Source organism: Pseudomonas fluorescens, from assembly GCF_000968015.1.
In the GTDB taxonomy this organism is placed as follows: domain Bacteria; phylum Pseudomonadota; class Gammaproteobacteria; order Pseudomonadales; family Pseudomonadaceae; genus Aquipseudomonas; species Aquipseudomonas fluorescens_W.
Genome location: NZ_LACH01000081.1, coordinates 1 through 13,675, shown reverse-complemented (window position 1 = coordinate 13,675; position 13,675 = coordinate 1). Strand labels below are relative to the sequence as shown.

The 13,675-nt window shown below is 59.8% G+C and carries 10 protein-coding genes; 5 read left to right on the top strand and 5 right to left on the bottom strand.

Features of this window, described 5'->3' with window-relative positions:
* The 3 genes from VD17_RS29360 to yjiA form a co-directional block, all read left to right on the top strand.
* A partial coding sequence (locus VD17_RS29360; RefSeq protein ID WP_046056893.1) for a carbon starvation CstA family protein occupies positions 1–1,432 on the top strand: 1,432 nt, incomplete at its 5' end.
* Between the two features lie 14 nt (positions 1,433–1,446).
* Positions 1,447–1,644: a YbdD/YjiX family protein gene (locus VD17_RS29355; protein WP_046056892.1), complete on the top strand. Its 198-nt coding sequence runs from the start codon at positions 1,447–1,449 to the stop codon at positions 1,642–1,644.
* A 164-nt stretch (positions 1,645–1,808) separates the two neighbouring features.
* Positions 1,809–2,780, top strand: coding sequence for a GTPase (yjiA, locus tag VD17_RS29350; protein ID WP_046056891.1), 972 nt, complete (start codon positions 1,809–1,811; stop codon positions 2,778–2,780).
* A 103-nt stretch (positions 2,781–2,883) separates the two neighbouring features.
* On the opposite strand, the gene VD17_RS29345 is transcribed toward yjiA, so the two are convergent.
* From VD17_RS29345 to VD17_RS29335, 3 genes are all read right to left on the bottom strand, one after another.
* A complete protein-coding gene (locus tag VD17_RS29345; RefSeq protein ID WP_046056890.1) occupies positions 2,884–3,600 on the bottom strand; it encodes a GntR family transcriptional regulator in 717 nt (238 codons plus the stop codon).
* 25 nt (positions 3,601–3,625) lie between these two features.
* Positions 3,626–4,330, bottom strand: coding sequence for a FadR/GntR family transcriptional regulator (locus tag VD17_RS29340; protein WP_033054262.1), 705 nt, complete (start codon positions 4,328–4,330; stop codon positions 3,626–3,628).
* 67 nt (positions 4,331–4,397) lie between these two features.
* Positions 4,398–5,711 (bottom strand): C4-dicarboxylate transporter DctA, encoded by a 1,314-nt coding sequence (locus tag VD17_RS29335; protein ID WP_033054264.1) that lies wholly within the window; start codon positions 5,709–5,711, stop codon positions 4,398–4,400.
* Between VD17_RS29335 and VD17_RS32385 the strand changes: the two genes are divergently transcribed.
* On the top strand, positions 5,710–5,883 hold the full coding sequence (locus VD17_RS32385) for a hypothetical protein (protein WP_185753252.1): 174 nt from the start codon (positions 5,710–5,712) through the stop codon (positions 5,881–5,883). The genes VD17_RS29335 and VD17_RS32385 overlap by 2 nt on opposite strands.
* Positions 5,884–6,052: 169 nt before the next feature.
* Here the strand turns inward: VD17_RS32385 and glyA are convergent, their stop codons facing one another.
* Both glyA and VD17_RS29325 read right to left on the bottom strand, forming a co-directional pair.
* A complete protein-coding gene (glyA, locus tag VD17_RS29330) occupies positions 6,053–7,306 on the bottom strand; it encodes a serine hydroxymethyltransferase (RefSeq protein ID WP_033054266.1) in 1,254 nt (417 codons plus the stop codon).
* A gap of 248 nt (positions 7,307–7,554) precedes the next feature.
* A complete protein-coding gene (locus VD17_RS29325; RefSeq protein WP_046056889.1) occupies positions 7,555–11,403 on the bottom strand; it encodes a sensor domain-containing protein in 3,849 nt (1,282 codons plus the stop codon).
* A 553-nt stretch (positions 11,404–11,956) separates the two neighbouring features.
* On the opposite strand from VD17_RS29325, the gene ettA reads away from it, so the two are divergent.
* On the top strand, positions 11,957–13,621 hold the full coding sequence (ettA, locus tag VD17_RS29320) for an energy-dependent translational throttle protein EttA (RefSeq protein WP_046056888.1): 1,665 nt from the start codon (positions 11,957–11,959) through the stop codon (positions 13,619–13,621).
* The last annotated feature ends 54 nt before the right edge of the window (positions 13,622–13,675 follow it).

The following is a 13,675-nucleotide window of genomic DNA, read 5'->3' as shown; positions in this document are numbered from 1 at the left end:
CATGCGCTACATCCGCCCGGGCCGCATCGGCGAAATCTCCGTGGTCGGCGTGCTGTTGCTGCTCGGTTCGATCTGGCTCGGCGGGCAGATTGCCGCTGATCCGTTCTGGGCCAAGGCGTTCAGCTTCACTGGCGTGCAGATCACCTGGATGCTGGTCGGTTACGGTTTCGTGGCCGCCTCATTACCGGTCTGGCTGATTCTGGCCCCGCGTGACTACCTCTCTACGTTCCTGAAAATCGGCACCATCGTAGCGCTGGCGATCGGCATCCTGATCACCATGCCCGAGCTGAAAATGCCGGCATTGACCCAGTTCATCGATGGCACCGGGCCGGTGTGGAAGGGCGGGTTGTTCCCGTTCCTGTTCATCACCATCGCCTGTGGCGCCGTTTCGGGTTTCCACGCGCTGATCTCCTCCGGCACCACGCCGAAACTGTTGGATAACGAGGTCAACGCCCGTTACATCGGTTACGGCGGCATGCTGATGGAGTCTTTCGTCGCCATCATGGCCATGGTCGCTGCGTCGGTGATCGAGCCAGGCGTGTATTTCGCCATGAACAGCCCGGCGGCAGTCGTCGGCGGTGACGTGGTGGCCGTGGCACAAACCGTCAGCAGCTGGGGCTTTGCAATCACCCCGGAAGCGCTGCAAGCGGTGGCCAAGGACATCGGTGAAACCACGGTCCTGGCCCGTGCCGGCGGTGCGCCGACCCTCGCGGTCGGTATCGCGCAGATCCTGCACAGTGTCCTGCCGGGTGAAAACACCATGGCGTTCTGGTACCACTTCGCGATTCTGTTCGAAGCGCTGTTCATCCTGACAGCTGTGGACGCCGGGACCCGTGCTGGCCGTTTCATGCTGCAGGACTTGCTCGGTTCCTTCGTGCCGGCGCTGAAACGCACCGAATCCTGGACCGCCAACCTGATCGCCACCGCCGGTTGCGTGGCGATGTGGGGTTGGTTGCTGTACCAGGGCGTGATCGATCCGCTGGGTGGCATCAACACCTTGTGGCCGTTGTTCGGTATCTCCAACCAGATGCTGGCCGGTATCGCGCTGATGCTCGGCACCGTTGTGCTGATCAAAATGAAACGCCAGCGTTATGTCTGGGTCACCATGCTGCCTGCCGTGTGGTTGCTGATCTGCACCACCACCGCCGGTTTCATCAAGCTGTTCGATGCCAACCCGGCGATCGGCTTCCTGTCGCTGGCCAAGAAGTACAGCGATGCGCTGGCCAACGGTCAGATCCTCGCGCCGGCCAAGGACATTACGCAGATGCAGCACGTGATCTTCAACGCCTACACCAACGCAACGCTGACCGCGCTGTTCCTGTTCGTGGTATTCAGTATCCTGTTCTATGCGCTGAAGGTCGGTATTTCCGCCTGGGGCAGCAAAGAACGTACGGATAAAGAAGCGCCATTCCAGGCTCTGCCGGATGCGTAATCGAGGAATGCAGCATGTTCAATGACCTGAGTCGCCTCGGTAAATACCTCGGTCAGGCCGCGCGCCTGATGGTCGGCATACCCGACTACGACAATTACGTCGAGCATATGCAAACCAAACACCCGGACAAACCGGTGATGACCTACGAGATGTTCTTCCGGGAACGCCAAGAGGCTCGTTACGGTGGCAAGGGTGGGCCGAAGTGCTGTTGATGCAACAGCCGGTTTGATGAAATCCCTGTGGGAGCGAGCCTGCTCGCGATGACGGACTGTCAGTTAGCATTGATGTTGACTGACACACCGTCATCGCGAGCAGGCTCGCTCCCACATTTGTTTTTGTGTTGCTTTCCAATTTTGAGACAACAGGAGACTTGCATTTGTCCTCTCCCATCCCGGTAACAATCCTCAGTGGCTTTCTCGGCGCGGGAAAAACCACGCTGTTGCGCTACCTGCTCAAAGCCGAACACGGCCTGAAAATCGCCGTGATCGAGAACGAATTCAGCGACGCCGGTATCGACACCCAACTGTTGGGCGACGAACCGGTGCAAGTGATGACGCTGTCCAACGGCTGCGTCTGCTGCACCATCCACACCGATTTGACCAAGGCGTTGTACCTGCTGCTCGAGCGCCTGGACAGCGGCGAAATCGCCTTCGACCGTTTGGTGATCGAATGCACCGGCCTGGCCGACCCGGCACCTGTGGCCCAAACCTTTTTCATCGATGAAGAGTTGCGCGAGCGCTATATCCTCGACGGCATCATTACCCTGGTCGATGCGGCGCACGCTGACACTCACCTGACTCAAACCATCGCCCAGGCGCAGATCGGTTTCGCCGACCGCTTGCTGGTGAGCAAGCGCGATCTGGTGGACGAGGCGACCTTTACCGCGCTGAGCGAGCGCCTGACCCGCATCAACCGTCGCGCACCGATCCGCGTGGTCGAGCATGGCAAGATTGATCTGGCCGAATTACTCGACGTGCGCGGTTTCAATCTCAATGCCGACCTGGGCGGCGGCGTCAGCCTGCGCCCGGTGAGCAACGCACCGTCCATCGACCGCATTTCCAGCCTGGTGCTGCGCACCGACAAGCCGCTGGATATCGATAAACTCAGCGAGTTCATGAACGAACTGCTGGAAGACCATGGCAAGCAATTGCTGCGCTACAAAGGCGTGTTGAACATCCTTGGCGAGCCGCGGCGCATGGTGTTTCAGGGCGTGTTGAAGTTATACGGATTCGATTGGGACACCGAATGGGCAGACGATGAAACGCGCGAAAGCGTGATCGTGTTCATTGCCGATGATTTGCCGGAAGAGAAAATCCGTGAGGGGTTTGAACGGGTAGCGGGGGAGTAAGCCCCGACATTCTCAGCGGACCTGATGCCGTCATCGCGAGCAGGCTCACTCCCACAGGGGAATGCATTTCAAATGTAGGAGCGAGCTTGCTCGCGATGGCGATTTAACCGACAGCACGATTCGGGCTGGGAACCGATCCAGCGTTCAGCAATGTCGTCTCAAGATGATCCAGATGCCGGTTCATCAACGCCATCGCCATCACAGCATCCCCACGCTCAACCGCATCCAGAATCCCCTCATGCGCCTGCCACACGCAATAACCCTCGGCCTGTGCATCAAACTGCGCAATCGCCAGTGAAGTAAGCGGCACCAGACTGCCAAGAAAATGCGCCAAAGGTGCATTCCCCGCCATTTCGGCCAACTGCAAATGAAACTCCCCGGACAACCGAATCGCCGGGCCACGCTGATCGCGCTCCAGACACCGGCGCTCACTATCGATCAAGTCGCGCAGACGATTCAGATCTTGCGGGCGGGGCTGCTGACAGGCCAGCCGTACCAGCGTGAGTTCGGTCAGTCGCCGGGCGTGAAGCGTCTGCCGAGTCTGCTCGACATCTGTCGCGGCGACCCGGGGACGATGATGGGTGCGAAGGATGATGATCTGCTGATGAGACAGGCGCGTCAGTACCTGGCGGATGCTGCTGCGGCTCACCCCGAACATCTCCCCCAGGCTTTCTTCGGTGAAACGACTGCCGGGGACGATGCGCTGTTCGAGAATGGCATCGAATACCCGTGAGTAGAGATCATCCGCCGACGGCTTCCCGGTGTTCGTTCGCGGGAAGGGCAGGGCTGTGAGGGTTTGCGGTGAGGCGAAGCTGTTCATGGCCTGTCTCCAGTTCGAAGCGGACTCAACTGCCGAGGTTGTCGTCCGGAATATTCAATTCGATGCCCATCCGCTGGCCTTCCCGAAGGATGTGCCGACGCATCTCGGCGCTGGCCTGGGCGCTGTTTTTACTGCGAATAGCGCGCACCACGGCTTCGTTCTCCTCAAGGCGCTCAGCCAAATGCTCCGGGGAGTTGCGCAGCACGTCGGCGCTTTGCTTGAGGGCGTTGCTGGTCTGTTGCACCACACTCTGAAAAATCGGGTTCGAGGTCAGCGTGAACAGCTCTTCGTGGAAGGCGATGTAGGCGTTCACCCCGGCTTCGCTGTCGTTGGCTTCCAGCGCTTCGCGCATGTCCATCAAGGTCAGGCGCAACTGCCCGACTTCCTTGCTGCTGATCGATTGCGCCACCAGGCCGACAATGAACGGCTCGAGGGTGTAGCGCAGTTGCAGCACGTCTTCCAGGCTCGCACCGGCGACTGCGCTGTCGTGGCTTTGGCTGTCACTGAGATTGGCCTCCAGCACCACCACGCCTTTACCCGGCATGGAGCGCACCAGCCCGAGGGTTTCCAGCACGATGACGGCTTCACGCAGGCTCGGGCGGCTGATGCCCAGTTGTTCGGCCAGCTCACGCTGCCCCGGCAGCATCTCGCCGGAGCGCCACTGACCACGGGCCAAGGCGGCCCGGAGTTTTTCCACTACTGAATTCACAACGGTCGACGAGGTGATCACTGTTCGCTCCATGAGCATCCAAAACGATTGATGACCGTGCCTGCCCGTGGGCAGGCACGGCGATTATTCAGAATTCCTGCTGATGTGCCGGGCCGACAGGTTTTCTCGGCTGGAAGGTATAACCCACCTGACCAGAAAGTACTTTGTTCGCCCGTTGAATATCGATGTCCTTTTCCCAGCGCGCGATGGCCACGGTAGCGACGCAGTTGCCGATCAGGTTGGTCAGCGCCCGGCCGATGCCCATGAACCAGTCCACTGCCAACACCAGCACCAGGCCGACCACCGGAATCGCCGGGATCGCCGTCAGTGTCGCCGCGAGAATCACCAGCGCCGAGCCGGGAATCCCATGGGCACCTTTGGAGGTGATCAACGACACCAGCAGAATGGTCAGCAGGTCGGTCATGGCCAGCGGCGTGCCGGTGGCATTGGCGATGAATACGATGGCGAGGGTCAGGTAGATCGAGAAACCGTCCAGGTTGAACGAGTACCCGGTCGGAATGACCAGCCCGACCGTCGAACTGCCGATGCCCAGATGCTCAAGCTTGCGCATGATTTGTGGCAGCACGGCGTCGGAAGAAGCGGTGCCCATCACGATCAGCAGCTCTTCGCGCAGGTACTTGAGCAACGGCCACATCTTCAGGCCCGAAAGGCGCATCACCAGGCCGAGAATCAGCGACACAAATGCCACGCAGGTCAGGTAAAACAGGCCAACCAGACTGCCCAGGTGTTGCAGCGAGTCCAGGCCATATTTGCTGGTGGTGAAAGCGATGGCGCCGAACACGCCGATCGGCGCCAGACGCACGATCATGCCCATGATGCGGAAGATCACGTGGCTCAGCTCATTGATCAGCCGGGAAATCCCCGAGGCTGCTTCGCCCACCAGGTTCAGCGCACTGCCGAACAGCACCGAAAACAGCAGCACTTGCAGAATGTTGTTCTCCGCGAAGGCGCCGATGACCGAGGTCGGGATCAGGTTCATCAGGAACTGGGAGGTGGTTTGCATGTGCTGACCACGCTGGGCGATGTCGCCCATGTCGGCAGCAGAAAGCTGATCCAGATGAATGTTCGCGCCGCTGCCGATGCCGGTAGTGAAAGCGAACACCAGACCAATCACCAGGGCGATGGTGGTCAGGATTTCGAAGTAGATCACCGATTTCAGGCCGATGCGTCCGACCTTCTTCAGGTCGCCGGCACCGCTGATGCCGCTGACCACTACGCAGAACACGATCAGACCGATGAGCATCTTGATCAGTTTGATGAAGCCATCGCCGAGCGGTTTGAGCTGGGCGGAGTATTCAGGAAGGGTCAGCCCGCAGACGATGCCGAGCACCAGTCCGAGAACCACTTGGAGGAAGATTGAACGCGAGCACCATCTGAGCATGGGAGGAATCCTGGTCGGTGTCCTGGCTGCCGTGCGCTTCGCGCATCAGATTCAGGACTTAATTATTGTGGTCTTACCGGTATGTCCAGTGCAGGCGCAGTTTACGCTCGGTTTTTTCGGAATGACAAGTGAAAATAATGAAATTGGCATGACCGGTCTGACCAGTGGCTGAAGGTCAAAAGATCGTCCGAACGCGGCCCGAACCTTCGGCAGCTCCTACATTGGGATTCGCGTTTCCCTGTAGGAGCTGCCGAAGGCTGCGATCTTTTGATCTTTCGGGCGGGCGAAAAAAAACCGGCCATCACTGGCCGGTTTTTCATGCTGCGGTTTTAACGTCGCAATTAAGCGCCGTATACCGGCAGCTTCTTGCAGATGGCCTTGACCTTCTCACGAACGGCGTCGATCACCGCTTCGTTGTTCAGGTCAGCCAGGATGTCGCAGATCCAGCCGGCCAGTTCTTTGCACTCTGCTTCCTTGAAGCCACGAGTGGTCACAGCCGGAGTACCGAAGCGCAGGCCGGAGGTGACGAACGGGGAGCGTGGATCGTTTGGCACGGAGTTCTTGTTCACGGTGATGAACGCTTTGCCCAGAGCGGCGTCAGCGTCTTTACCGGAGATTTCCTGCTTGATCAGCGACAGCAGGAACAGGTGGTTCTGAGTACCGCCCGACACTACGTCGTAACCGCGCTCGATGAACACGCCGGCCATGGCCTGGGCGTTTTTCACCACTTGTTGCTGGTAAGTCTTGAACTCAGGTTGCAGTGCTTCCTTGAAGCAGATCGCTTTGGCGGCGATCACGTGCTCCAGCGGGCCACCCTGGGCGCCCGGGAATACGGCGGAGTTCAGTTTCTTCTCGATGTCGGCGTTGGCGCGAGCCAGGATCAGGCCGCCACGTGGACCGCGCAGGGTCTTGTGCGTGGTGGTGGTCACGACGTCAGCGAAAGGCACCGGGTTCGGGTAGACGCCAGCGGCGACCAGACCAGCCACGTGGGCCATGTCGACGAACAGGTAGGCGCCAACTTTGTCGGCGATTTCGCGGAAGCGCGGGAAGTCGAGGATCTGCGAGTAGGCAGAGAAACCGGCCACGATCATTTTCGGCTTGTGTTCAACCGCCAGACGCTCGACTTCGTCGTAGTCAATCAGGCCGTTGCCGTCGATGCCGTACTGAACGGCGTTGTACAGCTTGCCGGAGGAGGAAACGCTGGCACCGTGGGTCAGGTGACCACCGTGCGCCAGGCTCATGCCCAGGATGGTGTCGCCCGCTTGCAGCAGGGCCAGGTAAACGGCGCTGTTGGCTTGCGAACCGGCGTGCGGTTGAACGTTGGCGTAATCAGCGCCGAACAGTTCTTTTGCACGGTCGATGGCCAGTTGCTCGACCACGTCGACGAACTCGCAACCACCGTAGTAGCGCTTGCCCGGGTAGCCTTCGGCGTACTTGTTGGTCAGTACCGAGCCTTGAGCTTCCATGACCGCAGGGCTGGTGTAGTTTTCCGAAGCGATCAGCTCAATGTGCTCTTCCTGGCGCTGAGCTTCTTGCTCCATGGCGGCAAAGAGATCGGCGTCGTACTTGGCAATAGTCAAATCACGGCTGAACATGGCGGTCCTCAAGGATCGGGGCAGAAAAGGGGGGCATTCTAACCCAATGGGTTTTAGATGGCATATGAAAGGACATCATGTCGCAGACAAGTGGGCTTCATGACGGGATCAGCGGTGATCATGCTGGCCTCATCGCGAGCAGGCTCACTCCTACAGTGGATCTTCAGTGATCACAAATCTTGTGTACACCCAAAAAACCTGTGGGAGCGAGCTTGCTCGCGATGAGGCCATCAGCAGCGCTGAAGATTTCAATCGAACATGAACAGCGCATCATTGCTGAACTGTGCCTCAAACCGGTTCGCCGGCATCGGCCGGCCGAACAGATACCCCTGAACCTCATCGCAACCATGCTCACGCAGGAAGTCGAGTTGCTCGTGGGTTTCCACGCCCTCGGCGATAACCGCCAGGTTCAGGCTGTGGGCCATGGCGATGATCGCGCGGGCAATCTGTGCATCCTGCTCGCCCGACGGCAGTCCGTCGACGAAGGTGCGGTCGATTTTCAACACGTCGATGGGGAACTGCTTGAGGTAGTTGAGCGATGAGTAACCGGTGCCGAAATCGTCGACCGCAATGCTCAGGCCGAGGTTTTTCAGCCCGGCGAGAATCTGCATCGCTTCGCTGACTTCGCGCATCAGGATACTTTCGGTCAGTTCCAGCTCCAGGCATGCCGGCGGCAGGCCGGTTTCCTTGAGGATGGTGGCGATCCGCGTCCCGAGTTGGCCGTCGGAGAATTGCCGGGCCGAAATGTTCACCGACACCTTCGGCACCCGGACCTTGGCCTGATGCCAGGTCTTGAGCTGACGGCAGGCCTCGCTGATCACCCAGTCGCCGACATCCACCACCAGGCCGAGTTCTTCGAGCACCGGAATGAAGTCTCCCGGCGGCACCAGACCGCGTCGCGGATGGCGCCAGCGCAGCAAGGCTTCAGCGCCGGTCAGGCGTTTGCCATCGCCGCTGAACTGCGGTTGGTAGTAGAGGACAAATTCGTTCTGCTCCAGGGCGTGACGCAAATCGCTTTCCAGCTCCAGACGCTCCAGGGCGCTGGCGTTCATGTCGGCCTGATAGAACTGGAAGTTGTTCTTGCCACGCTCCTTGGCGTGATACATCGCGGTGTCGGCGTTTTTCATCAGCTGGCTGAGTTCGTTACCGTCCTGAGGGCTCAGGGCGATGCCGATACTGGCGGTGACGAAGAACTCGCGGCCTTCAAGCACGAACGGTTTCACCAGGCTGGCGAGAATCTGTTCGGCCACATGAATCGCCCGGTTCAAGGCAATTTCACGGTTGGCCCGCGGTTGCAGCAGCAAGGTGAATTCATCGCCGCCCATGCGCGCCACAGTATCGTCATCATCGACACAGCCGAGCAGGCGCGTGGCCATTTCCTTGAGCATGCGATCGCCAGCGGCGTGGCCCAGGGAGTCATTGATCGGTTTGAAGCGGTCCAGGTCGAGGAACATCAGCACCACCCAGGACTTCTGCCGCTCGGCCGATTGCAGCGCCGTGTGCAGGCGGTCCTGGAACAGTGTGCGGTTGGGCAAGTGGGTCAGGGCGTCGTAATAGGCGAGGCGGTGAATCCGCTGTTCACTGGCCTTGCGTTCGCTGATGTCGCTGAAAAAGCACACGTAGCTGGCCAGATCACCTTCGTCATCCAGCACCGCCGTGATCCCGACCCAGGCCGGATAATGCTCGCCATTGCGTCGTTTGAGCCAGACTTCGCCTTCCCACGTGCTGTGCTGATGCAATTGCTTGAGCACATAACGCAGATGGGCTTCCTGCTGATCGTCGACGGTCAGCATGTTCGGCAACTGGTCGAGCACTTGCTCCACCGCATAACCGCTGACACGGCTAAAGGCTTCGTTGGCCTGGACGATGTAGCCGGCCGGGTCGGTGATCAGGATCGCCGAGGTCGAGTGCTCAAATACGGTCGCGGCCATGCGCAGGTCTTTTTCGGCCCGGCGTTGCTGGCTGATGTCGCGACCGACGCCCAGTACGCCTTCGAATGCACCGTGTTCGTCCCAGACCAGCACCAGCCGCAGTTCGATAGGAATCTTGCGCCCGTCGGCCCGCAGGCAGTCGAACAAAAACAGTTGGGTCTGCACCTGGCTGCGCAACAGCGCCAGTTGGTCGGGTTTGTTCAGCGCTTTGCTGACCCGGTCCATCAGGCTGTAGATGCCGGTCAGCTGTTGCGGGTTGGCGATGGTCGATTGCCAGCCGTTCTGGAAAATCCACTCGACGTCGTAGCCCAGCACGGCTTGCACCGACGGGCTGACGTAGTTGAGCGCCATCTTGCTGTCGGTTGAGAAAATCACGTCGCTGATGCTTTCGGCGAGCATCCGGTAACGCTGCTCGCTGTCGCGCAGGGACTCACTGGCTTCAATCTGATCGGTAATGTCCTTGGCCACGCCGATGATCCGCGTGACCTGATCGTGCTTGTCCCGCGCCAGCGCCTGTTCGCGGATGTCGAAGCGCCGCCATTTACCGTCCCGGTGGCGAAAGCGCAGCTGGCATTGCATCAATTGTCTGTAACCGGCCTGGCGCTGGGTTTGGCGCGAGCGGTGGTAGAAGTCGGCATCTTCAGGGTGCAGCAGAATTTCCCAGAAATACTCGCCCATCTGGTGCAGTTCGGTACGGTTGTAACCGAGTGTCTGGCCGAGGTGGTGGTTGCTGTAAATCATTCGCTGGCTGATCACGTCCTGCACATACAGATGATCCGGCACGGTGCGCACCACGTCGGACCAGAATCCTTCGCGCTCCAGCAGCGACAGTTCGACAAGCTTGCGGCTGGTGATGTCGGTAATGCTCAGGATCACCGATTTATAGTCATCCTGGTCTTCCGGCAGACGCAGGACCAGCCACAAGTGCTGGTCGCGGCCATTGGCGTCTTGCAGTTTGATTTCCAGTTCAAGCTGTTTCTGCTGGTTGAGTACTGCGTCGAGCACCTGATTGCCGATGGCGGCGCCGTCCTGCGGGTTACCGTCGATCAGCAGTTTCCAGGCTTGATCGCACGTGCTGACGTTGAGCAGTTGCAGGGCGACCAGGTTGACTTCGGTGATGCGCAGTTCCTGCAGCAGGTGCTGGCGCTGTTCCGGTGTCTCTAGCCAGGCCTTCAGTTGTTCGCTGCTGTGCAGCTGAGCCTTGTCGAAGAGGCTTTTGAGCCCGGACACGTCGAGTACACACAAGGCGACGCCGGTGCCTTCGAAAATATCCTGGTAACGCCGACGGCCTTCGTGCACCTGGCGTTGGCGGCGGCGCATGTTCAGCAGGGCGATGAACGGCAGTAGAGAGAAGGCCAGGCCCAGAAGGCATTTGCCGATGAACGCCGGCAGCAGCTGTTCGATCACCCGTTTCCGGTCGAACAACCCGCGCAGTTGCCAGTCGCTGCTGCTCAGGGGCACGGTCAGCACGCTGTTGGCCAGCTCATCCGGTGTCATCACCGCCGGAGTGGCCGAGAGCTGCCCATCGTCGCGGCTGATGATCTGGTGATTGACGCGGTTTTCCACCACCCAAAGCGGGCGAATACCGGTTTCGTTCTGTTTGGTCAGCGACGAGAAAAATGTCGGCGTCAGGCGCAGAACCCAGTAGCCACGGGTGCTACCGCTGGCTTGATGCAGCAGCAGATGCACCACCGAACCGTCATTGGCGTTGCTGAAATAATGGGCCTGGGCGTGACTACGCCGGACCAGTTCGCTCAGGTAGTCGGCATCGTCGCTGTTGTCGGCGCTGTCGGTGAGGATTTTCCCGGAAGGGCTGAGCAACGCGAGGCTGCGCAACTCGGGCAAGGATTTTTGCAGTTTGCGAAACAGCGCCTGCTGTTCGTCGGCGCTTTGCGGTTGTTCGACGATCGGTAGCAGGTTGAGGGCGATCTGGGCGTTGAGCGCCATGTTCAGGCTGACTTGCGAGGCCAGATCGGCGGTGTAGTCGATGGTGTACTGGCGCTGGCGTTGTTGGGTTTCACGCAACTGATCCAGCAACTGCCAGAACAGCAGCGCGAGCAACAAAAGGACGAGCGCCGCCAGCGCGCCCTTCAAGGACCCACGCAGGGGTGAGCCGGTCGCAGGATTGAGTGCGCTCACGGACGATGAGGGAGTGACATTAGACAAACTGTAATCCTGCGGTTTGGCTGGACTGGCGCGACGTGCACTATAAGCCGGACGCCCGGAGGGCGGCTAGCATGCCCTGAGTTGTGGCAAAGTGCCAGTCCCGCTCGGCTGGACTGCCTTCCGTCAATCAGGTAGCTTTGCCGGTTACGCGGGAGCGTTCCAGCTCGTAGGGGGCATTCTCAATTAGTTTCCGCGCCGCGCCGGGTCTGCTGTTGTGCAGGGCAAGGCGCGAGAAGCGTGGTTTGGTCGTTCCAAATAAGCTTCGAGCAACGCAGCCCTGCACAACAGCAGGCCCGGCCCTCCGGGTTGTGCCTTAAAGCGGGCCAGGCTGCGTTGCAGGCCTTGGAAAGGGAACAACCATTCCCAGCGGCCTGCGCCTTGCCTGGCCCGCTTTAAGGCGACAACGCGGCGCGGAAACTAATTGAGAACGCCCCCTATAATCAGGCTTTTTCAGCGCGCACGCTTTGATACCTATCAATCGGACGACGCGCACGGCCTGGCCGGGCATCGCCCGCGCCCCAATCATTCATCGTTCACTGACCCTAGGTTCTCCATGGCTCAATACGTCTTCACCATGCATCGGCTGGGTAAAGTTGTTCCGCCGAAGCGGGAAATCCTGAAAAACATTTCGCTGTCGTTCTTCCCGGGCGCCAAGATTGGCGTACTCGGCCTTAACGGTTCGGGTAAATCCACGCTGCTGAAAATCATGGCGGGCGTCGACACCGAGTTCGAGGGCGAAGCCCGTCCGATGCCGGAGCTGAACATCGGCTACCTGCCGCAAGAACCGATCCTGGACCCGACCAAGACCGTGCGTGAAGTGGTCGAGGAAGCGGTCAGCGTGATCAAGAACGCCCAGGCTCGCCTGGACGAGGTCTACGCGGCTTACGCTGATGAAGATGCCGACTTCGACAAACTGGCGGCAGAACAGGCCAAGCTCGAAGCCATCCTGCAGGCCAGCGACGGTCACAACCTGGATCGCCAACTGGAAGTCGCCGCCGATGCGCTGCGTCTGCCGGCCTGGGATGCCAAGGTTGAATTCCTGTCCGGTGGTGAGAAGCGTCGTGTGGCCCTGTGCCGCCTGCTGCTGTCCGCCCCCGACATGCTGCTGCTCGACGAACCGACCAACCACCTGGACGCCGATTCCGTCGCCTGGCTGGAGCACTTCCTGCACGATTTCCCGGGTACAGTGGTCGCGATCACGCACGACCGTTACTTCCTGGACAACGTTGCCGGCTGGATCCTCGAGCTCGACCGCGGCGCCGGTATCCCGTACGAGGGCAACTATTCGGGTTGGCTCGAAGCCAAGTCCGATCGTCTGGCTGCCGAATCCAAGCAGCAGTCGGCCCACGAAAAAGCCATGAAGGAAGAACTGGAGTGGGTGCGCAAAGGCGCCAAGGCCCGCCAGTCCAAATCCAAGGCTCGTCTGCAACGCTTCGAAGAAATGCAATCGCAGGAATTCCAGAAGCGCAGCGAAACCAACGAGATCTACATCCCGGCCGGTCCACGCCTGGGCGACAAGGTCATCGAATTCAAGAACGTTTCCAAGGGTTATGGCGATCGCGTGCTGATCGACAACCTGTCGTTCTCCATGCCTAAAGGCGCCATCGTTGGCGTGATCGGCGGTAACGGTGCCGGTAAATCGACCCTGTTCCGCATGCTGATGGGCAAGGAACAACCGGATTCGGGCAGCATCGAAGTCGGCGAAACCGTGCAGCTGGCGTGCGTCGACCAGAGCCGCGAAGACCTGGACGGCAGCAAGACTGTGTTCCAGCAAATCTCCGACGGTTCGGATCAGATCCGCATCGGCAACTACGAGATCCCGTCGCGTACCTACGTCGGTCGCTTCAACTTCAAGGGCGGCGATCAGCAGAAGTTCGTCAAGGACCTGTCCGGTGGTGAGCGCGGTCGCTTGCACCTGGCCCTGACCCTGAAAGAGGGCGGCAACGTCCTGCTGCTCGACGAACCGTCCAACGACCTCGACGTTGAAACCCTGCGTTCCCTGGAAGAAGCCCTGCTGGACTTCCCGGGCGCTGCCATTGTGATCTCTCACGATCGGTGGTTCCTTGACCGCGTCGCGACTCACATCCTGGCGTACGAAGACGACTCGCAAGCGGTGTTCTTCGAAGGCAACTACACCGAATACGAAGCCGATCGTCGCAAACGCCTCGGCGAAGCGGCTACTCAGCCGCACCGCGTACGGCACAAGAAACTGGCCTGATTTCAGGTTGGTTGCATAAAAGAACGGAGCCTTCGCAGACTGTGTGAAAACACA